Origin of the sequence: Marinobacter sp. DY40_1A1, assembly GCF_016597815.1 — a bacterium.
Taxonomy (GTDB): domain Bacteria; phylum Pseudomonadota; class Gammaproteobacteria; order Pseudomonadales; family Oleiphilaceae; genus Marinobacter; species Marinobacter xiaoshiensis.
Map to the genome: position 1 here is coordinate 178,706 of NZ_VCHA01000006.1, position 22,515 is coordinate 201,220.

The 22,515-nt window shown below is 55.4% G+C and carries 18 protein-coding genes; 8 read left to right on the forward strand and 10 right to left on the reverse strand.

Going from position 1 to position 22,515, the window contains the following annotated elements:
• Positions 1–9 precede the first annotated feature (9 nt).
• From FFI61_RS15815 to FFI61_RS15835, 5 genes are read right to left on the reverse strand one after another with little or no spacing between them, the layout of a single operon-like run.
• Complete coding sequence (locus tag FFI61_RS15815) at positions 10–1,431, reverse strand: coniferyl aldehyde dehydrogenase (RefSeq protein WP_200371695.1); 1,422 nt, start codon at positions 1,429–1,431, stop codon at positions 10–12.
• 1 nt (position 1,432) lies between these two features.
• Complete coding sequence (locus tag FFI61_RS15820) at positions 1,433–2,395, reverse strand: alpha/beta hydrolase (RefSeq protein ID WP_227714981.1); 963 nt, start codon at positions 2,393–2,395, stop codon at positions 1,433–1,435.
• 2 nt (positions 2,396–2,397) lie between these two features.
• Positions 2,398–3,933 (reverse strand): AMP-binding protein, encoded by a 1,536-nt coding sequence (locus FFI61_RS15825; RefSeq protein ID WP_200371696.1) that lies wholly within the window; start codon positions 3,931–3,933, stop codon positions 2,398–2,400.
• Positions 3,934–3,966: 33 nt separating this feature from the next.
• Positions 3,967–5,577, reverse strand: a complete 1,611-nt coding sequence (locus FFI61_RS15830) for a GMC family oxidoreductase (RefSeq protein ID WP_200371697.1) — start codon at positions 5,575–5,577, stop codon at positions 3,967–3,969.
• Positions 5,567–7,066, reverse strand: coding sequence for a flavin-containing monooxygenase (locus FFI61_RS15835; protein WP_227714982.1), 1,500 nt, complete (start codon positions 7,064–7,066; stop codon positions 5,567–5,569). The genes FFI61_RS15830 and FFI61_RS15835 overlap by 11 nt, the downstream gene beginning before the upstream one ends.
• Before the next feature lie 366 nt (positions 7,067–7,432).
• On the opposite strand from FFI61_RS15835, the gene FFI61_RS15840 reads away from it, so the two are divergent.
• Complete coding sequence (locus FFI61_RS15840) at positions 7,433–8,206, forward strand: enoyl-CoA hydratase/isomerase family protein (RefSeq protein WP_200371698.1); 774 nt, start codon at positions 7,433–7,435, stop codon at positions 8,204–8,206.
• A 6-nt stretch (positions 8,207–8,212) separates the two neighbouring features.
• On the opposite strand, the gene FFI61_RS15845 is transcribed toward FFI61_RS15840, so the two are convergent.
• Positions 8,213–9,028, reverse strand: coding sequence for an RluA family pseudouridine synthase (locus FFI61_RS15845; protein ID WP_200371699.1), 816 nt, complete (start codon positions 9,026–9,028; stop codon positions 8,213–8,215).
• Positions 9,028–9,915, reverse strand: a complete 888-nt coding sequence (locus FFI61_RS15850) for a universal stress protein (RefSeq protein WP_200371700.1) — start codon at positions 9,913–9,915, stop codon at positions 9,028–9,030. The genes FFI61_RS15845 and FFI61_RS15850 overlap by 1 nt, the downstream gene beginning before the upstream one ends.
• Before the next feature lie 178 nt (positions 9,916–10,093).
• Between FFI61_RS15850 and gmk the strand changes: the two genes are divergently transcribed.
• From gmk to FFI61_RS15870, 4 genes are all read left to right on the forward strand, one after another.
• A complete protein-coding gene (gene gmk, locus FFI61_RS15855; RefSeq protein ID WP_200203526.1) occupies positions 10,094–10,738 on the forward strand; it encodes a guanylate kinase in 645 nt (214 codons plus the stop codon).
• Between the two features lie 89 nt (positions 10,739–10,827).
• Positions 10,828–11,040 carry a DNA-directed RNA polymerase subunit omega gene (rpoZ, locus tag FFI61_RS15860; protein WP_200203528.1) on the forward strand — a complete coding sequence of 71 codons (213 nt, stop codon included), beginning with the start codon at positions 10,828–10,830 and terminating at the stop codon, positions 11,038–11,040.
• Between the two features lie 147 nt (positions 11,041–11,187).
• Positions 11,188–13,329 carry a RelA/SpoT family protein gene (locus FFI61_RS15865; protein WP_310965258.1) on the forward strand — a complete coding sequence of 714 codons (2,142 nt, stop codon included), beginning with the start codon at positions 11,188–11,190 and terminating at the stop codon, positions 13,327–13,329.
• 66 nt (positions 13,330–13,395) lie between these two features.
• On the forward strand, positions 13,396–13,782 hold the full coding sequence (locus FFI61_RS15870; RefSeq protein ID WP_200371702.1) for a RidA family protein: 387 nt from the start codon (positions 13,396–13,398) through the stop codon (positions 13,780–13,782).
• A gap of 67 nt (positions 13,783–13,849) precedes the next feature.
• On the opposite strand, the gene FFI61_RS15875 is transcribed toward FFI61_RS15870, so the two are convergent.
• The gene (locus tag FFI61_RS15875) at positions 13,850–14,716 is read right to left on the reverse strand and encodes an NAD-dependent epimerase/dehydratase family protein (RefSeq protein ID WP_200203534.1); all 867 of its coding nucleotides are present in this window, start codon (positions 14,714–14,716) and stop codon (positions 13,850–13,852) included.
• 76 nt (positions 14,717–14,792) lie between these two features.
• Here FFI61_RS15875 and FFI61_RS15880 point away from each other — a divergent pair, with 76 nt between their 5' ends.
• From FFI61_RS15880 to FFI61_RS15890, 3 genes are all read left to right on the forward strand, one after another.
• Entirely contained in the window at positions 14,793–15,749 is a 957-nt protein-coding gene (locus FFI61_RS15880) for a hydrogen peroxide-inducible genes activator (protein ID WP_200371703.1), read from the forward strand.
• 8 nt (positions 15,750–15,757) lie between these two features.
• Complete coding sequence (recG, locus tag FFI61_RS15885) at positions 15,758–17,833, forward strand: ATP-dependent DNA helicase RecG (protein WP_200371704.1); 2,076 nt, start codon at positions 15,758–15,760, stop codon at positions 17,831–17,833.
• Positions 17,834–17,936: 103 nt separating this feature from the next.
• Positions 17,937–19,301, forward strand: coding sequence for an aminoacyl-tRNA deacylase and HDOD domain-containing protein (locus tag FFI61_RS15890; RefSeq protein WP_200371730.1), 1,365 nt, complete (start codon positions 17,937–17,939; stop codon positions 19,299–19,301).
• Positions 19,302–19,597: 296 nt separating this feature from the next.
• Here the strand turns inward: FFI61_RS15890 and FFI61_RS15895 are convergent, their stop codons facing one another.
• Both FFI61_RS15895 and FFI61_RS15900 read right to left on the reverse strand, forming a co-directional pair.
• Positions 19,598–20,053: a DUF2489 domain-containing protein gene (locus tag FFI61_RS15895; RefSeq protein ID WP_200203542.1), complete on the reverse strand. Its 456-nt coding sequence runs from the start codon at positions 20,051–20,053 to the stop codon at positions 19,598–19,600.
• Positions 20,054–20,072: 19 nt separating this feature from the next.
• Positions 20,073–22,370 (reverse strand): molybdopterin oxidoreductase family protein, encoded by a 2,298-nt coding sequence (locus tag FFI61_RS15900; RefSeq protein WP_200371705.1) that lies wholly within the window; start codon positions 22,368–22,370, stop codon positions 20,073–20,075.
• Positions 22,371–22,515: the final 145 nt, after the last annotated feature.

Here is a 22,515-nt window from a genome sequence, read left to right on the forward strand (position 1 = left end):
GCAGTGAGATCACACGATCTTCCGCAGTACCTTTCCTACGAACTTGTTAAAACCACCGGCTGGCGGATTAAAGGCGAATGCGCCGTTAAGCTTGGGCTGTATCAGTACCGATTTGAGATGGCTCAGCTGATCAAATCCGGCTTTGCCGTGATAGGACCCCATCCCACTTTCACCAACACCGCCAAACGGCATGGTGTCTGCAACCACATGGAATGCCGTTTCGTTGACGCAGGCCCCGCCAGACAAAGTGCCATTGAGCCAGAAGTCCCGTTCTTGGCGGCCGTCTGAAAATACATACAGCGCGAGTGGCGACGGGCGAGAGTTTACGAAGTCCCGGGCTTCCTCGGGAGAGTCATAGGTGATCAGCGGCAGCACTGGGCCGAAGATTTCCTCACGCATTATTCGGCTGTCTTTGGGCGGGTTCAGCACCAGCGTTGGGGTCATTTTGCCCTTCGCATGCTCAGTGTTTTTGGGTAAAAGCTCCCGCACTTCAGCACCGGCTGCTTTGGCATCAGCCACCAGATCGCACAGGCGGTTAAGGTGGTTGTCATTAACGATCCCGGTGTAGTCCGGGCTTTGCGGGCCCTCCGGAAAAAAGCTGTGCACCGCAGTTTCCATTGCCGTCGCAAAGGCTTCCAGCTGATTCCGTGGCAACAATACATAATCCGGAGCAACACAGATCTGCCCGGCATTGGCCACTTTCCCGAACGCAATTCTGCGTGCTGAATAGTCGAGGCTGGCGTGTTCACCAATGATAGCCGGAGATTTTCCGCCAAGCTCTAGCGTAACGGGTGTCAGATTTCGCGCAGCCGCCATTGCCACTTCCCGTCCTACCCGGGTAGAGCCGGTGAAAAACAGGTGATCAAATGGCAAGTTGGAAAATTCCTGAGATAGTTCAACGCCGCCGATGCACACCGAGACTTCAGTTGGATCAAACATGTCAGCGATCATTTTTGCCATTACTTCGGACGTTTTTGGCGTTAACTCCGATGGCTTCAACATTACGCGATTACCCGCCGCCAAGGCTGCAGCAATGGGGGCAAGGGCAAGATATACGGGGAAGTTCCAGGGCGATATAACGCCGACCACCCCTTTGGGCTGGGGAATGACGCGGCCACGAGCAGGTTTTAGGTGCAGTGGCACGCCAACTTTTCGCGGTTTCATCCAGCGTTTGACCGAGCGGCGATTGCGCCGGATGTCGCCAAGCGGAATCGTTATATCGAAAGTGCCCGAGTCAGACTCCGAGCGGTGCCGGAAGTCTGTGTTCATGGCGGCGACCAACTCCGGCTCATACTGGAGTAACGCCGTTTCAAGCCGGGACAAGCGCTCCCTGCGTACTTCGGCAGAAGGCATTGGGTCGGTTAAGTGCGCGGCACGAGCGGCTGAAAAAACGGCTAGCAGATGATCAGATTTGGAAAGATTAGAAGTCATATCAGCGCTCCTCAGCGAGATGAAGCTGGAAAGCTTCGGGCCAGAATGCACGCCGCAGGAAGGCGGCCATTTGGTTGTTGGCGTAGCTGGCTTCGGGCGTCAGGTGCATACGAACTGGCCAGATATGACCCGCCCCGGCTTGCCGCAATACCTCTACCTGACCGCCGGCAGCTGAGAGAATGTTGGCCATGCGTTCAGTGTCATCACGCAGGAGTTCGTCTTCGCCGGTGAGCAGCATGGTGGGTGGGGGCGGGCGGTCCCATTCTGCAAACAGTGGTGACACCGCAGGGTTATCAAGCGACTGGCCGCCGGCATAAAGTTGTGCTGTTCGCCGCAGCCAGCTCTCCGGCACCATGGCTTCGCTGCGCTTGTTGGTGCGTACAGACTCTCCTGAAAGCGACAGGTCAAACCAGGGTGAGACCGCCATCATGGCGGCTGGGTCGGGCAGCCCGGCGGCGCGAATACGGGCCAGCAGGGCAAATGCGAGCGCGCCCCCGGCGCTGTCCCCGGCAATGGCGATATCGGAAGGCTGGTAGCCTTCGGCAAGCAGCCCACGATAAACCGCTTCGGCATCGTCGGGGGCTGCTGGGAATGGGTGTTCCGGGGCGAGCCGATAGTCCGCCAGGAACGCACGGGCTCCACCGGCAGCGGCAACTGTGGCCGCCCAAGCACCGTGGGAGCCTACGCCACCTACGGTAAAGGCGCCACCATGAAGCCATAACAGCACTTTTTTGGAGTCAGGCGTGACTGCGGGGGTGCCAAGGTCACACCAGCGCCCAGGAACCCCACCCACTTCGCCTTTTTGCAAGCGAACATCCATGGGGCGGGGGTAGCACATCCAGGCGTGCAACCCCGCCACGCGGCGTAATAGCGGTTGTGAGCGAACGGCGCCAATCAGAGGCTTTTCGAACAGGTGTTGGAATAGTGTCCAGAACCGTTGGCGCTTTGAAATACCCTTCGCCATGATCAATCTCCGGTGAGCTGGGCGCGGAGCTCGTGCTTTAGCACCTTGTTCATGGGTGAGAGTGGCAGCTCCTTCACCAGCGACAGGCTTCGAGGGTGCTTGTAGCCGGCAATCCGGTCTTTCAGATAGCCGTTAACCTCTTCCAATGTGGGTGTGTGGGTTTCTTTAGGGACGATAACGGCATGAACTCTTTCACCCCATTTCTCGTCCGGCAACCCGACCACGGCCACCATGGCAACACCGGGCAGTGTTGATATGGCGCTTTCAACCTCAGAGGAATAGACGTTTTCGCCACCGGTAATAATCATGTCTTTTAACCGGTCGCGCACATAGAGAACGCCCATGTCATCAAGCATGCCGAGATCGCCCGTTCGGTAGCCGCCATTGCGCAGTGCGGCTTCGGTCTCCGAGGGGCCGTTGCGGTATCCGGACATCACGGTCGGCCCATAAACCACGATTTCACCAACCTGGCCCCGGGGCAGGGCAGCACCATTATCATCCTCGATACGGATCTGTACGCCGGGCGCTCCGGGTTGGCCCGCACCGTCGATACGCTCAAGCTCGCCGCTGTGGAATTGGGGCCCCAGAAATATGGTTATCCCGGCTTCCGTCATGCCATAGGCCTGGGTATAGGTGACGCCAGGGAAGGTGCCTTTGAGGCCTGCCAGAAGCCCGGCGGAAATTGGCGAAGAGCCATACATCAACCGCTCCAGGCCGGCGAAGTTTTTGCAGCTGAACTCCGGGTCTGTAATCAGCATTTGCATCATGGTGGGTGCCAGGCCCAGCTCTTGTACGCCGTGGTCACGCACTGCGGAAGCGACCAGATCCGGTCTGAACAAGGGCATCAGCAGTTGGGTTGAGCTTTGGATCAGGCGGGTCAGTGTGGGCTGGATTCCGGCAACGTGGAAGAACGGGAAGCAGGAGCTGTAGGTCTTTCCAGTAGTAGGGAAACCGGCTACAGCCATGACCATGGCACCGGCGACCAGGCTGGCATGGGAATGAACCACTCCCTTGGATCGCCCGGTGGTGCCGCCGGTATAGAGAATAATAGCCGGGGTTGCAGGGTCGCGCTCAGGGTTCAGCTCAACAGGCTCGGCGCGCAAATCATTTACCGACTGCATACCCGCGGGCGTATCGCCCTGACCTATATGCACAAAGATCAAGTCCGGCCTGTTTTTGGCAAGTTCGGCCGCCAAGGGCAAGAAGGGGTCATCCAGGGCGACCACCGCTACATCTGCGTCATCCAGCGCAAAGGCAATTTCTGCCGCTGCCCATCTTAAATTCAGAGGGACTGGAACCAGGTTCGCCAAAGGTGCGGCCAAGATTATCTGCAGCGTTTCAATGCTGTTAAGTCCCAGCACGGCCACGCCCTTGCCGGGCTTTAGCTCAAGCCCGGTTAGCCCGCCGGCGATTTGCCGAAGGTCGCGTACAAAATCCGGGCTGGTTAGTGCTCGCCCGGACAGGTCACTGAAAGCCGCTCGTCCGCTATCGGTTTTTTCGGCGAAAAGGTAAAGCTCATCTAACGTCTGGAAGGTCATTGTTATCTTCTCTAACCAGGGAGGAAGGCTATATCAGTCGCGGAAGAACTCCGCTGCTGCCTTCTCTGCAATCATGATTGTCGGGGCGTTTGTGTTGCCGCTGATTAGCGTTGGCATCACAGAAGCGTCTATCACGCGAAGACCTTCAACGCCTCGTACCCGCAAAGATGTATCGACAACCGAATCCTGATCGCTGCCCATGCGGCAGGTTCCAATGGGGTGGTAAACGGTGTCGCAATGGTTGCGGATCATTTCCAGCAGATCCTCGTCGCTGTCAGTGGAGCGAGCGGTGAAAGACCGGGTAATTCGGCTCGCGACCGGCTCAGACTCCATTATCTGCAAGGTGCGTCGAACCGCTTTTAAAAGTAGCTGTGCATCTCGCTCGTCGCCCAGGAAGTCGGGATCGATTAGCGGTGCTGCCATCGGGTCAGAGGAGGCGAGAGCAACATGGCCGCGGCTTTCAGGCCGAAGAATGCAAGCATGGCAAGAGATTCCATAGCCAGGTTTGATCTTCCGGCCGTGATCCTCAACTCGCGCGATAACAAAGTGCAGCTGAACGTTGGGCCAGTCATCATGAACTCCATCTACTGAGAAAAATGCACCACCTTCTGTGAAATTGGTGGACAGCAAGCCTTTACCGCTGGAAAACCACTCTCGCATCCCACCCAGTAAGCGGAAGGTGCCTGATACACCGACACCAAACACATAGGTGGTGTTAACCCCGTAGGACAAAACCACATCGGGATGGTCTTGAAGGTTCTGACCTACCGCTGGCAGATCATGAATTACGGGGATTCCGTGCTGCTGTAGATGTGCCGCAGGGCCGATACCGGACAGCATCAATAGCTGAGGCGACTGAAATGCACCCGCAGACAGAATCACTTCGTTGGCGGCTACGATGGTCAGCGTTTTACCGCCTTGGCGATATTCAACACCAGTGGCCTTGTTCCCGGAGAACAAAACGCGGGTAGCATGCGCACCGGTAATCACCTTCAGGTTGGGGCGGGTGTCCATCACAGGGTGGAGATAGGCCGCCGCCGCAGAGCATCGTTGCCCCCTGCGACTGTCGTGGAACTGGGTTACCTGGTAATAACCGATTCCAGCCTGGGTTTCGCCATTAAAGTCGTCTGTAAGAGGCAATTGGCAGGCTTGGCCGGCAGCAATCCAGTCTTTGGTAATAGAGCGGGGGCTAGAGGGGTCGGCCACATGCAAGGGTCCTGCAGCTCCGTGCAGTTTGCTTCCACCGCGCTCATTGCTCTCGGATTTGCGGAAGTAAGGCAGTACGCCCTTCCAGTCCCAGCCTTCAGCACCGAGCTCAGCCCAGCGATCATAATCCCGGGGATTGCCACGGGTGTATACCATGGCATTAATTGCTGAGGAGCCGCCCAATGTGCGCCCACGTGGCTGATAGCCGCAGCGGCCATTGAGCCCTCGCTGAGGCACGGTCGTAAATGCCCAATTATTCATCTTTACGGGTTTGCCTGGCATCATCGCTACTGTCAGCGCGGGCATGCGAACAAGCAAGCTTTTACCGTCGCCACCGGCTTCAAGCAGGCATACTCGTTTTTCCGGGTCCTCGCTTAAACGAGCTGCGAGCACAGAGCCAGCCGAGCCCCCTCCAACAATCACATAGTCAAACTGCATGGAGAACCTCCTGCTGGCAAGGCTTGACGCATACCATGGTCAGCTCGCGCCGGTCGATCTCGGCCATGGAGGCAATAAATTCCTTCCAGGTGTAGGGGAACACGACAGGCACACCGGCCGCATCCAGATACCAGCTCTGGCAGCCACTCGTCCAGACAGACTCGCCAAGCCCTGCCTTTATATACTCAACGAAGGCCGATACAGCTTCCGGGGTGGGTTCAATCTCGTCTGCATCGCCGTCGCGCCAGATATCCATCAGCCGCAACACGTAGTCCAGCTGTTCCTCCGCCATGCCAATCACCGAGTTGTTGCCGATGGGCGTGCCAGGGCCGAGCATCAGGAAGTAGTTGGGGAAGTGTTCCATGAGTACAGCGTGATAGCTGGGGTAGGTGCCGTCTTTCCATGCATCGTCGATGGTATGACCAGAGCGTCCTACCAGGCTGCCCGGGCGCATATAGGCGAAGTTGTCGAATCCTGTTGCCAGCACAATAACGTCGAGAGGAACCAGCTCTCCCGTGACCAGGCGCACGCCATCAGCCTCAATACCTTTGATGCCGTCGGTAATCAGGTGGGCATTGTCTTTCTGTATCGCAGGGTAGAACGTGAAGTTGACCACCATGCGCTTACAACCAACGCCGTACTCCGGCGTGAGCTTCTCGCGTAGATCGCGTTTGCGAACACCCAGGCGAAGATAGGCTTTGCTGGACAGGTTCAGAAGCGTGCGCTGTACCGGCTCCCCTGTCGTTGCTTTTACGAAGAACTGCTCAATAAATGTCTTGTACAGTGACTTCCAGGGCTTCATCCGCTCGGGCTTTTCCTTCCAGCGGTTGCGCATCCATTCCGGGAAGCTCAGGTTTGGAAAGGGGAATACCCATTGCGGCGTTCTCTGGAATACAAAGGTTTCGTGCCCGGCCTTAACCAGCTCGGGTACCACTTGGTGGGAGGTAGAGCCTGTTCCAATCACGCCCACACGTTTGCCTTTCAGATCCACATCGTGTCGCCACTCGGCGGTGTGCCACATCTCGCCGTTGAAGCTGTTCAGCCCGGGAATGTCAGGGCGCTTGGGTTTGTGAAGAATACCCGTTGCTGCAATCACAAAATCTGCGGTGAAGACATCGCCCTTGTCGGTCTTCACCGTCCAGGTTGCTGTGGTCTCATCGTAAACGGTGGAAACGACAGTCGTTCCAAAGCGAATCATCGGGAGTAGGTTGTATTTTTTCGCAACGTGTTCCAGATACTCCTGAATTTCTCCGCCTTGGGCACACTGGCTTGACCAGGGCCAGGGCTCGAATGAGTAGCAGTAATGAGGCGAGGGGATATCGCAGGCTACGCCGGGGTATGTATTCTCACGCCATGTGCCGCCAACCCGGTCTGCTTTTTCAATAATGATGACGTCGCTGATTCCTGCTTCTGGCAGTTTGATACCTGCAAGAATACCGGTGGCGCCTGCCCCGATTACCAGCACTGAAGGCTGCCTTTTGTTATTCATAATATCTCCCTCTAGCTGGCCGGCATCCGGCCCTTTGCACTCCGCTGCCATCGCGAACGTTTTTCTGGAACGGCTTATAGTGAACACCTGTGATCAAAAATATTCAAAGGCGGTTAACAGCTAATCATAAAAGCAGAGCATAGACAAACTTTTTGGACTTTGTTGACTTGTTTTGAACGCTAGTGTTCAATTTGGCCTGATGTGCAAGATAAAGCGGCTCCTTATGGAGGGGATCGATGGAGGGTTTCGCAGATGAATATTTGTGCTCAGAGGTGCAGTCTGGGTATACCGGAAATAGTAGTCGTGATTTTGGCGAAGCCCGGCGCGAAAACATAAGAAACGATTTAACAGAGAAGGAGCAATGAGATGAGTGATACGCCAGTTCTTTTGTCGCGCGATGGGCAAGTTGCGACGATTACACTCAACCGGCCAGAACACTACAACGCTTTGAATGCGCCGATGCGCAAGGCTCTGACCTCGACCCTGGCTGAAGTGGAAGCAGACCCAACCATTCGGGTTTGCATTATTGGTGCAGCCGGTAAGGGATTTTCTGCAGGGCAGGATTTGCAGGATTTTGACTACAAGCAAATATCGGATCTGCTGCTGGATGAGTACGAGCCTCTGCTGAAAACCATTCATCACGGCAACAAGCTCTATATCGCTCGCGTTCATGGTCAGGCAGCTGGTATTGGCGCTGCGCTGGCTCTGACATGCGATCTGGTGATGATGGCAGAAGATGCCAGTGTATATCTCGCGTTTGCTGCCATTGCGCTTGTGCCCGATGGTGGGCTCACATGGCATCTGCTAAATGCAATGGGTCGCCACCGTGCACTGGCGGCCATCATCGAAGGAAAGCGGCTTGATGCGGATACGTGTTTAACTCATGGCCTGGCCAATAAAGCTGTGCCTGCTGAAAACCTTGAGCAAGAAGTGTTTGAATGGGCCAAGGCCTTGGCTGGCGCCGCACCACTTGCTGTCGCCGGAACCAAACGGTTGCTGCGCCAAGTGGCCAGCTGCGACTGGCGCTCAGCGGTAGCGGTTGAGGCTGAGGAACAGAACGTTACAACGAAATCAAAAGACTTCATGCGGGGCGTTCAGGCATTTGTTGCTCGCCGTGCCCCTGAGTTTGAAGGTAACTGAGACGTTTCATTTGGCGAGGTTGGCAAGCTCTTCCGGTAATTCCAGTTTTACCCGCTGACGGCTAAGGGGGCAGTCAAATTCCAACCCGGCGGCGAGTAGCTGCAGGGGAACTCGTGCAGGTTTTCCGTAAAGACGATCGCCAATAATCGGGTGCCCTATGCTCTGCAAATGTTTGCGGATCTGATGTTTGCGCCCCGTTTCGATGATAACTTGCACGAGACTGGTTTCGGCGGCTTCATCGGTGCTTAGTGTTGTCACCCGGCTGATAGCCGCTTTGCCGTCAACCGGGGAGTCAATGAGCTGATCCTTTGTATTGATAATGCCGGCTACTCGGGCCCGGTAGCGTTTGGCCATGGTGCGCCCGGCAAAGCATTGGGACAGGGCGCCGGCGGCTTTGGAGTCGTGGGCAATCAGCATTAGCCCCGCAGCATCTCCATCTAACCGGTGAACCAGAAAGCAGGGACGCTTCAGCTCAAGTTCAGCCGAGCGCAGCAGGCTGCAGTGGTCTCCCCATTGGGAGCCTTGAGCGAGTAAGCCATGGGGCTTGAACCACACACTGTAACGGCTTTTATCTTCGATCAGAATTGCCGCTTTGGGCGTGCGGTTCAGAACATTTTCATCGTAATAAAGCTGCAACTGGGTGCCGGCTTGCAGCTCTTTGGTTGCACGCCGTAACCGCACTTTCTTGCCTTTCAGAGTCCACCAGCAGGCGCCTTTGTTCATGGCGTCTTTTATGCGTTGGCGAGGAAGCCCTGAGGCTTCACTCAAGGCTTCGCAGGCTGTTTCTGGCTGCTTGACTGTAACGTCGATTTTTCTGCGCATTACTTGCCTGAGTCTCCAGGCTTGATCGCGAGCAGATCGGTTCTCAGGTGAGTGAGCACCTTCTCGGCGGTGTTTCCAATCACGCGAGCCTTCAGGCCGGTTTTACCGCTGGTGCCAATGACCAGCATATCGGCTTTCAACGTGCTGGCTACGCTGGGAATTACCTTGTGGGCCGGGCCAACCGCCAAGTGAACCTGGTCCCGGCTAAGGTGCCAGGTGTTGCATAGATGCGTTATGGTCGGCTCCAGCGCTGCTCTGCGCCGCTGCTCATGCTCAGCCACATTGATGATCTCCAGATCTGCCAGCACCTCCGAAATATGCAGGGCATGAACCAGGTGAACCTCTGACCCAAAGGCCTTTGCCAGTGCACGGGCCTGCTCAATGATTTTGGTGTTAAGGGCTTTTTTGACCGGTTTGGTGGAACTCAGATCTACCGCAGCCAGAATCGGGTGAGCATGGTTCCATTTCTGTTCTGCAACCAGCATGACCGGTACCGGGCATTCTCGGATCAGGTGCCAGTCGGTGGGCGTATACCGCCAGGTTTCTGTGCGACTGCCAGTTTTGATCACGGCCTTGAAGCGGTTGGGGTGGCAGTGCTCGATTATCCACTGATGTATGTTTTTCTCCCACACTGTGTGGGTGGTGACTTGCAGGTCAGTGCAATCGGAGAGAGCCAGCATCTGGTCCAGCCAGCGCTGACGAAGTTCAATCAGTGCATCCCGGGCACGTTGCTGCACAGTAGGGTCTGAAGGCAATGCGCCCAGATGTTCATGGGTGAACGCCACGATTTCCAGATGGGCGCCTGTGGCGCGAGCCAGTTCGATTCCCCGGGCCAGAGCTTTCTGGTGCTTGTGGGCCGGGTCCATGACAATCAGAAGTTTATCCATGCTGCCTTCCGTCGTTTGCTGAACTTGAGAGTGGTACGTTGTCGTTTAGCTGCTATATCTTTGATATTACCAGTTGTGGCGGCATCCGGGATGCGGTGTTTGGTCAAAGGTCGTATAATTATTTGCTTTGCGGGCCTCCAGCAGTGGCGGCCAGATCCAGTCCAGGAGTTGTCCAGTCATGAGCCAGGCCGGTGAAACGGGTACGTTGTTTGTTATTTCTGCGCCATCGGGTGCTGGTAAAACCAGTCTTGTAGCAGAAATGCTGCACGCGGATCAAAAGCTGGGTGTGTCCGTATCCCATACGACGCGCCCCATGCGTGAAGGCGAGAAGGACGGCATTAACTACCATTTTGTCGGCCGTTCCGAGTTTGAAACCATGATTGGCCAAGGCGATTTTCTGGAACACGCTGACGTATTCGGTAATTATTACGGCACGTCTCAGGTGTGGGTTAGAGAGATGCTGGCCATCGGGCGAGACGTGATTCTGGAGATCGACTGGCAGGGTGCGTCTCAGGTACGCCGGCTTATTCCCGAGTGCGTCAGTATTTTTATCGTGCCGCCTTCGGCTGAAGCCCTTCGGGATCGCCTTGTGGGCAGAGGAACCGACGCGCCAGATGTTGTGGCCCGACGGTTGACTGAGGCCAGAGAAGAGTGTCGCCATGTAGGCGAGTTTGACTACATTGTTGTCAATGATGAGTTCAAGGAAGCGTTGGCGGATTTGTTGGCAATCGTGCGCAGCCAGCGCTTACAGGTGGGCACTCAGCAGTCACGGCATAAACAACTGCTCGCGGAACTCTGCGGAGAAAGCAGCAGCCCGGCCTGATAGGGACTTTTGCTGTATACAATTTGTGCCGTTGGCAGTAAACTACGCGGTCTGCAAAATCAGTCATTTTTATTATTGTCGGGGATGTTATGGCACGAGTTACTGTTGAAGATTGTCTCGAACACGTTGATAACCGCTTCCAGTTGGTCATGCTGGCCACCAAGCGTTCCCGTCAGCTGGCTACCAAAGGTGCTGAGCCAATGGTTCCGGAAGAAAACGATAAGCCTACGGTTATCGCCCTGCGCGAAATTGCCGCAGGTTTGGTCAGCCGTGATCTGCTGAACGAAATTGAAGAAGATTAAGAATGCATTGAATTCTGCCTCCGCAGTTTTATAGTGTATCTATAGATCGTTGCTGGAAGGATAGAGAAAAGACCCGAATGCATGCATTCGGGTCTTTTTGTTTGTGCTCCTGGTAGGCGTTTGAAATTGGAGTATTACGGAGGCGCGGTGTCACTTGAGGCTACGGTAGAAGGTCTGGCGGTTGAGCTCAGTACCTATCTGGATACCAATCGCATTAACCAGGTGCGAAGGGCCTACTATTATGCCGAGCAGGCTCACGAGGGCCAGATGCGTAAAAGTGGTGATCGCTACATCACTCATCCCCTCGCCGTTGCTCACATACTTGCAGACCTTAAGCTGGACCATCAGAGCCTGATGGCGGCCATGCTCCACGATGTTATTGAAGATACCGGTATTCCCAAGGATGCCCTTGCCGAGCAATTTGGCGAGGATGTTGCTGAGTTGGTGGATGGTGTCAGTAAGCTGACCCAAATAGAATTCCGTTCCCGCGCAGAGGCCCAAGCAGAAAACTTTCAGAAAATGACCTTGGCCATGGCCAGGGATATCCGGGTGATTCTGGTGAAGCTGGCTGACCGCTTGCACAACATGCGCACCCTGGGGCCCATGCCCTACGAAAAGCGCAAGCGCATTGCGACAGAAACCCTCGATATATACGCCCCCATCGCCAATCGCCTTGGTATGCATGCCATATCCACCGAGCTTGAAGACCTGGGCTTCGCTGCGCTGCATCCCATGCGCTCCCGCTATATCTCCAAGGCCGTAGCCAAAGCGCGCGGTAGCCATCGTGAGATTATTGAAGAAATACGAGGTCGGCTGCAGGAAAAGCTGGAAGAGCGTGGCTTGCCGGGCCGGATAATGGGGCGTGAAAAACACCTGAACAGCATCTACAACAAGATGAAACTCAAGCAGAAGTCGTTTTACGAGATTATGGACGTATACGCCTTCCGCATCATTACCGATACCGAAGATGACTGCTACCGAATTCTGGGAGCCGTTCACAGCCTCTACAAACCTATGCCGGGCCGTTTCAAAGACTACATTGCCATGCCCAAGGCCAATGGTTATCAGTCATTGCATACCACTCTCTTCGGCATGCATGTGAATATCGAAATCCAGATCCGCACTGAGGAAATGGAGCACATTGCCAACGACGGTATTGCCGCTCACTGGATGTACAAAAACGAGCCGACCAGCGTAACCAGCGTTAACCAGACGCGAGTGGATCGCTGGGTGAAAGGCCTGATGGAGATGCGTGAGCGTGCCGATGACTCTTTGGAGTTTATTGAGCACGTAAAGGTGGATCTCTTCCCGGATGAAATCTATGTGTTTACTCCAAGGGGTAAGATCATGGAGCTGCCCAGAGGGGCTACCCCGGTAGATTTTGCCTATGCCATCCATACCGACATCGGCAATGCCACGGTCGCTTGCCGCATCAACCGTAACTTGGGGTCTCTGAGTAAACCGTTACAAAGCGGTCAAACCGTAGAGGTGATCACCGCGCCCGGGGCACGTCCGAACCCAGCCTGGCTCAGTTTCGTTGTCACGGGCAAGGCGCGCAGCAGTATTCGTCACACCCTGAAAGGGCAAAAGCTGGCGGAATCCATGGAGCTGGGGCGGGTGCTGCTTAAAAAATCCCTCAACGGCTTTGGTAAGCGCTTGTCTGATATCGACGATGCGCAAAAGCAGGCTGTTGTTAACCACAATCAGGTCAACAGTTTTGATGAACTGATCAGCGATATTGGTCTTGGTAATCGAATGGCCTATCTGGTTGCGCGCCAGCTTGCGTTTGGTGCCGAAAGCGCAGAGCCCAGTGAGGAGGTCAAGGATATTCAGGGTGGCAGCGATGTACCGGTAACCATTCAGGGAACCGAAGGCATGCTGGTCCACTTTGCCGACTGCTGCAAGCCGATTCCCGGAGACCCTGTAGTTGGCGTGATGGGCTCAGGCAGCGGCATGGTTATTCACTCTGACACCTGTTCCCGCCTGCCGGAAGACAACGAGGGGCGATCCCGCCTGACCCATCTCACCTGGGCCAAGGACATCACCGATGAGTTTTCTGTAGAACTGAGGGTTGAGCTGGAGCGTCAGCACGGAGTGATCGCCGAGGTGGCTAATGCAGTGGCCATGGCAGATGGCAATATAGAGCGAATAAACGTAGACGAGCAGAATGCCCGCTTTAGCGTCGTCAGCCTTGTAGTAAAAGTGCACGGCCGAAAACATCTGGCTCGCGTAATGCGACGGGTTCGCAATATCAAAGCCGTTACCTCGATCAACCGGGTAAAATACTGACTGGTTGACAGCTCACGTATGGAACGGCGACGATTGGTGTTTTAGACGATAAGGAAAGCAAACGGCATGACCAACAAATCCATCATTCAGACTGAAAACGCACCTAAAGCAATTGGTCCTTATTCTCAGGCCGTAAAGGCTGGTGACACTGTCTATATTTCTGGTCAGATTCCGCTGGACCCTGAAACCATGGAAGTAGTCGGGGGCGATTTTTCAGCCAAGACCCGTCAGGTATTCGATAACCTGAAAGCCGTATGCAAGGCTGCTGGCGGTGAGCTGAAAGACATAGTTAAAGTGAACATCTACGTGACCGACCTGGCAAACTTTGCCACGGTTAACGAGATCATGGGGACCTATTTCCCCGAGCCTTATCCCGCACGTGCGGCGGTTGAAGTTTCCGCACTGCCCAAGGGTGTTCCTGTAGAGGTGGAAGCGGTAATGGTGCTGAGCTGATTCAGCGCGCACAACCAAGATAGTCAGAACAAAGGCGATCCTCGGGTCGCCTTTGTTCGTTTTGGACCTAAGCGTTATCGATCATATCGCGATACCCGGCACGAAAGTCAGGGTAGCGAAATGTAAAGCCGGTTTGCAGTAGCCGCTGATTGTTGCAACGCTTGCTGCCGGCCCGGCCGCCTTTCCTGGCGTCAGCAACGGGCTCGGCGCAAGGTACCTGCTGACGAACCCAGTCGACCACTTCATCCAGCCGAACCGGCTCGCAATCGCTGGCCACATAGCAGGTGTCCAAAGACTTACCGGAAAGCGCCAGCTGGTTAAGAAAGACCACTGCCGCTGCCGCGTCATCTTCATGAATGCGATTGCTGAACGGTGCCGGTTTTGTCGGGTTCATGCGGCCCTCAATCACCTCCTCCAGAAAACGACCTCTTGATGGTCCGTAGATTCCGCTAAAGCGAATAACCGTAGCGGGATGACCACTATTCAGTGCCGTCTGTTCTCCGGCCAGAATTTGCTGGCCTGTGACGCGGGAGGGTGAGGCCGGGCTGGTTTCATCAACCAGGCTGTCATCGTTCTGGGCGTAAACGCTGGTGCTGCTGATAAAAAACAGGCGCTTCAGAGGCTGGTTGCCAATGGCTTCCAGCAGGTTTTTAAGGCCGTTAACGTAGGCATCGCGATAGCCTTGCTCGTCATAACTGGATGGTGTCAGGCAGTAGATAACCGTTTCGAGGTTGTCTGGCAGCTTGCCGGTTAAGGTTTCCGGGCGGGTCAGATCGGCGCCTATACCTGTTACGCCTTCGGGCACCTTGGCCGGGTTGCGGCGTAATCCGTAAACGTGCGCCGACTCAGTCAGCATGCTGGCGATGGCGCCCCCGAGCTTGCCACAACCGGCTATGAGAATTCCTGGCATACTATTGCGATCAGCGATTGCCATAGACAATATCAATCCTTATCCTCTAGCTCATAAATTAGTGAAACTTCGACCCGTATCCTTTTGACCGGAGATCACCATGACTCTTACCGAGTTACGATACGTCGTTACGCTTGCTCGCGAAAGGCATTTTGGCCGCGCAGCCGAGCGTTGCCACGTTAGCCAGCCGACACTCAGCGTTGCGGTCAAAAAACTGGAAGAGGAGTTGGGAATCCCCCTGTTTGAGCGAAGCAAAAGCAGTATTCGCGTAACGGAAACTGGTCAGCGTATTGTTGAGCAGGCCCAGCGGGTTCTGGATCAGGTGGGTGTTATCCGCGACATGGCTCAGGATGGTAAAAACCAGTTGAGCTCGCCGCTCAAGGTGGGTGCCATATACACCATTGGGCCTTATCTGTTTCCGCACCTTTTGCCCGAGTTGCGCCGCGCAGCACCGGAGATGCCGCTCTATATAGAAGAAAACTATACCGCTAACCTGCGCAAGAAGCTGCGCCAATCCGAACTGGATGCCATCATCATAGCGCTACCGTTTGAAGAGGCGGAAGTGCTGACATTGCCACTTTACGATGAGCCTTTTGTCGTGCTTCTGCCAGCAGATCACCGCCTTGCGGCCAAGAAGGAGATCACAGGTGATGAACTGGCTGATGAACAGTTACTCCTGCTTGGCCCTGGTCATTGTTTTCGGGATCAGGTGCTGGAAGCTTGCCCACCTCTGGTGGAGGCAGTCACTCGCCGCGCAGATGCCGGTACTCCATCACTGGTAACCGAAGGCAGTTCTCTGGAAACCATACGTCACATGGTTGCTTCGGGCTTGGGGATTACCGTACTGCCGCTTTCCGCTGCGACGGGTATGCGGTACCAGAAAGATGTGCTTGTCACCCGGCCTTTTGCTCCACCTGTACCTTCCCGCACCGTGGCCCTGGCCTGGCGGGTAACCTTCCCCCGGCCCAAAGCCATTGATGTTCTCTCGCTTGCAGCCGGCCAATGCCGGGTGATTGAAAAAGCGACAGAGGACACTCCGGTTGTTGCGACAGGCTGAGCCCAGATATGGCATCACTGGATGACCTCCCGGTTACGGAGCTCAAGGGAGTAGGAAGCGCCCTTGCCGAGAAGCTTGCGCGCCTGGGAATCTCATCATTACAGGATTTGTTGTTCCACCTTCCCCATCGATACGAAGATCGTACCCGCATTATCCCCATGGGTAGCTTGAGGGTAGGCGATGTCGCCGTTGTGGAAGGCGAGGTGATGAAGTCAGATCTGGTGATGGGGCGTCGTCGTAGCCTGCAGGTCACTCTGAAAGACAGCAGCGGGTTTCTGGTGCTACGGTTTTTCCACTTCAATGCTGCGCAAAAAAACCAGCTGTCCGAAGGTGCCCGGGTTCGCTGCTTTGGCGAGGTGCGTCCGGGGCGCGCCGGGTACGAGTTTTACCACCCGGAGTACCAAACCAACCCGCCAGCTATGCCCACAGGGGAGCAGGCCACCCTTACACCGGTTTATCCGCTGACCGAAGGCATACAGCAACCCAGAGTAAGAGGTTTGTGTCAGCAGGCTCTGGGATACCTTCAGCGCCACCCTATACGAGACTGGTTGTCAGCTGAGTTGCTGGCGGGCTATCAGTTGCCGGGAATTAATGAAGCTGTCCAGATGGTGCATTCTCCCCCGGCGAGCGCTCCGGTTCATCTGCTGATGGAGGGGCGCCATCCCGCCCAGCAGCGCCTGGTGATGGAGGAGTTGCTGGCGCATCAATTGAGCATGCTTCAGGTTCGTGAACAGATTCAGGCTCGGCAAGCTCTGCCCTTGCTCCCCACTGGCGACCTGGCAGAGCGCTTTCTTGAGGGATTGCCGTTTGCGCTTACGGGTGCCCAACGTCAAGTTATGAGTGAAATCCGGCAGGATTTAAGCCAGCCGCTACCCATGCTGCGCTTGGTGCAGGGGGATGTAGGCTCGGGTAAAACCGTGGTGGCCGCGCTGTCGGCAATTCAAACCATCGGCGCGGGTGCCCAGGTGGCGCTTATGGCACCTACCGAGATATTGGCGGAACAGCATTATCAGAATTTCAAAGGCTGGCTGGAGCCTTTGGGCATCCAACTGGCCTGGCTGTCTGGCAAGGTCAAAGGCAAAGCCCGGAAAGAGGCGCTGGAAGCCGTGCATACGGGTGCTGCCAGCGTAATTATCGGCACCCATGCGTTGTTTCAGGATGATGTGCTGTTTCACCGCCTGGCGTTGGTGATTGTGGATGAGCAGCATCGGTTTGGCGTACACCAGCGCCTTGCCTTGCGGGAGAAAGGCGTAGGCGGCACCCTGGCGCCACACCAGCTGATCATGACCGCCACGCCCATCCCCCGTACTCTGGCCATGAGTGCCTACGCCGATCTGGATACCTCAGTGATCGACGAACTGCCCCCGGGCCGAAAGCCCATTGAAACTATCGTCATTCCTGACAACCGTAGGGAAGATGTGATTGAGCGCGTACGCAGCGCCTGCACTGACGGTCGTCAGGCATACTGGGTGTGCACACTGATTGAAGAGTCGGAGGCCTTGCAATGCCAGGCGGCAGAAGTAACAGCGCAAGAACTGACTGAGCGCCTGGTGGGCCTGAAGATCGGGCTGGTGCACGGACGGCTCAAGTCGGCGGAAAAGGCCGAGGTAATGGAGCGCTTCAAACAGGGGGAGCTGGATCTACTGGTTGCCACCACGGTGATTGAAGTGGGTGTGGATGTACCCAACGCCTCACTCATCATTATTGAAAATCCGGAACGCCTGGGCCTGGCCCAGTTGCATCAGCTCCGTGGCAGGGTGGGGCGGGGTGAGCAGGCCAGCTTCTGTGTGCTCATGTACCATCCTCCGCTGTCGGCCAATGGCAAGGCGCGCTTGCAGGCCCTGAGAGACAGTCAGGATGGCTTTGTTATTGCCGAAAAAGACCTGGAGATACGTGGGCCAGGGGAAGTGCTTGGCACCCGTCAGACTGGCATGATGCAGTTCCGACTGGCAGACTTTGAACGGGACAAAGGTTGGATTGAGCCGGTGCGGGAGATGGCACCCGGGCTCATGAGGCACCCACAGCTGGTACAGGCTCTGATCCGGCGCTGGATGGGAGAGAAAATGCGTTACGGGGAGGTTTGAACCGGTGCATATCAATTTATACAGCTAAGTCATGGCCTATACTAAAAAACCAACGGCAGATTATGGTAGCCGGATGGCAAGCAGCGATACTCGGGAGAAAATGATGGAATTACCTGTCACGGTTCAACAGGCTTTGGGCGATTCAGCCAAAGGCGTATCACTGAGAGATATGCGCCAGGCTAATCAGCACGAGCTGTTGCGGATGGTGTTGCTCCACGACGGGCAGGAAAACCTTCAAGCCATTTGCTGCAAAGACGATTTGATTGATCTGGAACGATTGAACAAGCAAATGGGCCGGGACTTCCGGCTGATGAAGCCTCGCGAGCAGATTCGCGTTAAAGAGCGCGCCGGCCTGAGGGAGCTACCGGCCCTGCCGTCACTTACGGGCTGGCCTACTATTGTGGATCGTCGGATCGATGATTTGCCCTCGGTAGCCTTGGCGCTGGGAGAGCAAAACCTGGCGATGGTAATGCCAGCTGAAGAGTTTCGTACGCTAACAAAAAATGCGGATCGCCTGTCGTTCACGGTGGCATCGGAAAACATAACCGTGAATCTGGATGATCCGGATAACGATCGTAGCCAGCTGACCTTTGCCATCAAAAAATTCACCAGTCTGCGTATTCAGCAGCGCCTTGAAGACACTCTGGAGCTGCCGCCGCTGCCGGAAACCGCCCAGCGCATTATCCACCTGCGGGTAAATCCGAACGCTGTTATGGGGGATCTGGTTGATATCGTTGAGAGTGACCCCAGCCTGGCGGCTCAGGTGGTCAGCTGGGCATCTTCATCGTTCTATGCCGCGGCCGGGCAAGTGCGCTCTGTGCACGATGCCGTATCACGCGTTCTTGGCTTCGACATGGTAATGAACCTGGCGATGGGACTGTCGCTGGGGCGTGCGCTCAAGCAGCCCCAGGACCATCCAGAAGGCTACGTGGACTACTGGCAGCAAGCTATCTGGCAAGCTCAGTCGGCTGGTATTCTGTCGAGTATGATGCCTCGGGGTGAGCGGCCAATGTTTGGGTTAGCCTATTTGGCAGGTCTGCTGCACAACTTTGGTTACCTTCTGCTTGCGCAGGTTTTTCCTCCCCATTTCAAGTTGGTATGCCGCTCCCTGGAGGTGAACTCGGATATCGATTCCTCGGTATCGGAACACTATCTTTTGGGGATTACCCGTGAACAGATCGCGGCGCAGCTTATGGAAAACTGGGGTATGCCAGATGAGGTGACTCAGGCCATAAGGTATCAGAAAAGCAAAACCTACCAAGGCCCCCACAGTGTATACGCCCGGCTCCTGTGGCTTGGCCGCCAATTGCTTACAGAAAGGGGCATCGCTATGGGTGCAAATGCACCCGTGGGGCAGGAGATTTATGACGAACTCGGCCTCAATCGTGAACAGGTAGAAGAACAGTTTGATGAACTGGTGGCCAGCCGGGACAAGATTATGGCGATGGCCGGTATGATGAATCAGTGAGCACAAAAAAGCCGGCCTTAAAGGCCGGCAAGGTTTCCGCTCATTGCAGAGTCGTCCGAACGTAACAGGAGAAATAACCCAGGGCGATAATTGCAACCTTGAAACCAACCGTTAAAACCTTATCGCCCTGATTTCAAGTTAGACAACATCTGCAAAAAAGAAAGGTTGCCACTCAAGGGAATGAGAAGCTGAGCGCTTCGTCATTTTTAGTGAATTGAGCAAGCTTCTGATATCAAATCGATAAAATTATCATTTGTAGACATTTCTGTTACAAAATGACACAAATCTTGAGTGGGTCAGAAGCTGTGATTCCGGATGGCTGTTGCGGCACGACGTATTTCATCGGCGTAGCGCCTTTCCACTTCAAACCGCTCCTTATCCATCTTCTCCACAAAGCGCGTCTCGGTATTTTGGCGTGCTTGGTGAGTGGGCATGTGGCGAAGTTGCTCATACACCTCCATAAATACCTGATAAGGTGATTGTTCCATCAGCTCAGGAGCCACATGGTCCAGCAAGCCTTTCATGCGCAGGCAGGCCTCTGAATATTCGATCTGGTCTTCTTCTACGGCCATGGCAATAACACGAATGCTATCGACCATGTCCTTGCGCCGCTTCGCCTGGAAAGCCTCTGCTTTTTGTTGCCGTCTTCGGTTTTCGGCCAAGGTAACCATTTGCCGCCGGATAAAACCCAGCAGAACAAAGATGGCGATTGTGCCGGCAATAATCAGGCTCCATTGTAGCCAGTGAGGCATGCTGTTCTCCCAGTCTGGTTCAGGCGGGTACGGGTTGCTGTTCTGGTTCGCAGACTTTGACAGTTACTGGCTGACCATTCAACACGGAAGTACCTGCCACGGGGTCGGTTAGCTGATCACTCAACACATCGTTGATACTGGTGCCAGCATGGGCCGCCGCCGTGGATTGCTGTGTTCCTTCCCGGACATGGCCCCAACCATGGGGGATAGAAACCACACCGGGCATCATGTCTTCAGTTATTTCCACCGGCATTATCACTAAACGGTCATCGGCGCGGATCTCAGCGCGGCCGCCTTCTTTAAGCCCCAAACGGTTGGCGTCGTCCGGGTGTACCAGCAGTGTACAGCGGTCTTTGCCTTTTACCAGACGGTGACTGTTGTGCATCCAGGAGTTGTTGCTGCGAATGTGGCGCCGCCCAATCAGTAGAAGCTCGTTTGGCGAATCTGGCACGGAGAGCTGCTGGTGCAGGCGTTCTACGTCTTTCAGATAGCGCCTTGGTGCCAGGTTGATCTTTCCATCCCGGGTGAACAGACGGCCGGGCAGAGCGGGCCTCAAGGCGCCGAGGTCAATCCCGCTGGGGCTCTCTTTCAATCGCTTCAGGGAAAGCCCTTTAGGAAGCTTCTGCCACTGGGGATTGAGAGAGCTCAGCTTGGCCAAGCCACGTAAAGGGTGGTGCTTGGGCAGCAATTCCAGAACCCGCTTTGTGGCGGTTTCCAGAACTCCTCGGGCGCGCCCGGTATCTGTGCCATAAGGCCCGGTACGCAAAAGCACATCAACGATCGTATCAGGGCCTGCACGTTTGAAGGCCTGCCAGCCCAACTCGGAACGGATCGGCAGCTTGCCGCCCTTGCGTAATTTCTCAAGTCTATGCGCCAGCTCCAGCAGAATCTGCCAGTCATGACGGCTGTCCGGGCCCGCATCAAACAGGGCTTCGCTGTATTTCGATACATTGCGCACGGCCAGCATGTTGAAAATAATGTCGTAGTGGCTGCGTTCGAGCACGGCGGTTGGCGGCAGGATAATGTCGGCATGACGAGTGGTTTCATTAATGTAGTAATCCACTGACACCATAAAGTCCAGCCCGCTCAAGGCCTCGTCCAGCCTGCGCCCGTTCGGGCTGGAGAGCACCGGGTTGCCGGCAATGGTCACAAAGGCACGGATTTGTCCGTCGCCCGGGGTGAGTATTTCATCGGCCATGGTGCTGGCCGGGTATTCGCCCGCAAACTCGGGTAGCCCCTTAACCCGGCTGTGGCGGCTGCCAAAGTGCCCGCGCTGTCCAGACATGGCGCCGATGGCGATCAGATCAATGGCGGGTTGCGTAAACATCATGCCGCCGACCGTATCCAGCTTGCCCGTAAGAATGTTCAGGCAATACGCCAGCCAGGTTGTAATGCTTCCAAACGTTTGGGTGCTGGTGCCCATGCGCGTATAGAGCGCTGCTTTTGGCGTGTGTGCGAGCTGTTGTGCAAGATCGCGTATGGTTGTTGCCGCAATCCCGGTGCGTTCGGCAACCGCTTCTGGGGTGAAGGGTAGGGAAGCCAAGCGTAAAAGATCCAGGTCTTTAATAAGCTGTTCTGCAGGGCCGGGGTGAATTAGCTCATCTGCAAACAGCGTGTTCACCATGGCCATCAGCAAAAATGCATCGGTGCCAGGGCGAATAAAATGAAATTCCTCAGCCTGCTTGGCGGTTTCTGTGCGCCTGGGATCCACCACAATTATCTTCCCGCCGCGCTTTTTAAGCGCTTTCAGCCGGCCACGGAAATCCGGCACCGTCATCAGGCTGCCATTGGACGCCATGGGGTTGCCACCAATACAGATAAACAAATCCGTGCGGTCGATATCCGGAATAGGGAACAGAACCTGATGGCCGAACATCTCCAGGCTTGCCAGCATGTGGGGAAGTTGATCATTGGAGGTGGCAGAAAAACGATTCTGGGAGCCGACAGCCCGAAGAAACGGCATGGTGGCGATTAATGAGCTGTGATTGTGGGCGTTGGGGTTGCCAAGATACACGCCAATACTATTGCGGCCGTGCGTTGTGCGGGTGCTGTGAAGCTTTTCGGCAACGGTTTTAAAGGCCTCATCCCACTCGATTTCTTGCCAGCCGGTGGCGGTTTTACGAACCGGCTTGCGCAACCGTTCCGGGTCCTCATGAAGATCCTGCAGGGCCACAGCTTTGGGGCAAATGTGCCCTCGACTTAGCGGATCATTGTCGTCTCCACGAATCGACGCAATGCGCCCCTCCTTCACTTCAATGGCAACGCCGCACATGGCTTCGCATAAATGACAGGTGCGGTAATGGGTGCCGTTTCGCATGAAGGTCTCTCCTGATGTTTTTGTTTTTATAAGTGGGTTTCATTGTGCAACCAGATTAGCAGGAAATTCGCCGCAGAGGGAAACGCCGGGTCGTTGTTTTGGGGATAAAAAAAGGCCAGTCCGGAGACTGGCCTTGAGAGTACTG

What these genes read in the sequence shown, in the direction of transcription:
- FFI61_RS15815 (WP_200371695.1), bottom strand. Translation starts at nt 1,431, where the DNA reads ATGACTTCTAATCTTTCCAAATCTGATCATCTGCTAGCCGTTTTTTCA.
- FFI61_RS15820 (WP_227714981.1), bottom strand. Translation starts at nt 2,395, where the DNA reads ATGGCGAAGGGTATTTCAAAGCGCCAACGGTTCTGGACACTATTCCAA.
- FFI61_RS15825 (WP_200371696.1), bottom strand. Translation starts at nt 3,933, where the DNA reads ATGACCTTCCAGACGTTAGATGAGCTTTACCTTTTCGCCGAAAAAACC.
- FFI61_RS15830 (WP_200371697.1), bottom strand. Translation starts at nt 5,577, where the DNA reads ATGCAGTTTGACTATGTGATTGTTGGAGGGGGCTCGGCTGGCTCTGTG.
- FFI61_RS15835 (WP_227714982.1), bottom strand. Translation starts at nt 7,066, where the DNA reads ATGAATAACAAAAGGCAGCCTTCAGTGCTGGTAATCGGGGCAGGCGCC.
- FFI61_RS15840 (WP_200371698.1), top strand. Translation starts at nt 7,433, where the DNA reads ATGAGTGATACGCCAGTTCTTTTGTCGCGCGATGGGCAAGTTGCGACG.
- FFI61_RS15845 (WP_200371699.1), bottom strand. Translation starts at nt 9,028, where the DNA reads ATGCGCAGAAAAATCGACGTTACAGTCAAGCAGCCAGAAACAGCCTGC.
- FFI61_RS15850 (WP_200371700.1), bottom strand. Translation starts at nt 9,915, where the DNA reads ATGGATAAACTTCTGATTGTCATGGACCCGGCCCACAAGCACCAGAAA.
- gmk (WP_200203526.1), top strand. Translation starts at nt 10,094, where the DNA reads ATGAGCCAGGCCGGTGAAACGGGTACGTTGTTTGTTATTTCTGCGCCA.
- rpoZ (WP_200203528.1), top strand. Translation starts at nt 10,828, where the DNA reads ATGGCACGAGTTACTGTTGAAGATTGTCTCGAACACGTTGATAACCGC.
- FFI61_RS15870 (WP_200371702.1), top strand. Translation starts at nt 13,396, where the DNA reads ATGACCAACAAATCCATCATTCAGACTGAAAACGCACCTAAAGCAATT.
- FFI61_RS15875 (WP_200203534.1), bottom strand. Translation starts at nt 14,716, where the DNA reads ATGGCAATCGCTGATCGCAATAGTATGCCAGGAATTCTCATAGCCGGT.
- FFI61_RS15880 (WP_200371703.1), top strand. Translation starts at nt 14,793, where the DNA reads ATGACTCTTACCGAGTTACGATACGTCGTTACGCTTGCTCGCGAAAGG.
- recG (WP_200371704.1), top strand. Translation starts at nt 15,758, where the DNA reads ATGGCATCACTGGATGACCTCCCGGTTACGGAGCTCAAGGGAGTAGGA.
- FFI61_RS15890 (WP_200371730.1), top strand. Translation starts at nt 17,937, where the DNA reads ATGGAATTACCTGTCACGGTTCAACAGGCTTTGGGCGATTCAGCCAAA.
- FFI61_RS15895 (WP_200203542.1), bottom strand. Translation starts at nt 20,053, where the DNA reads ATGCCTCACTGGCTACAATGGAGCCTGATTATTGCCGGCACAATCGCC.
- FFI61_RS15900 (WP_200371705.1), bottom strand. Translation starts at nt 22,370, where the DNA reads ATGCGAAACGGCACCCATTACCGCACCTGTCATTTATGCGAAGCCATG.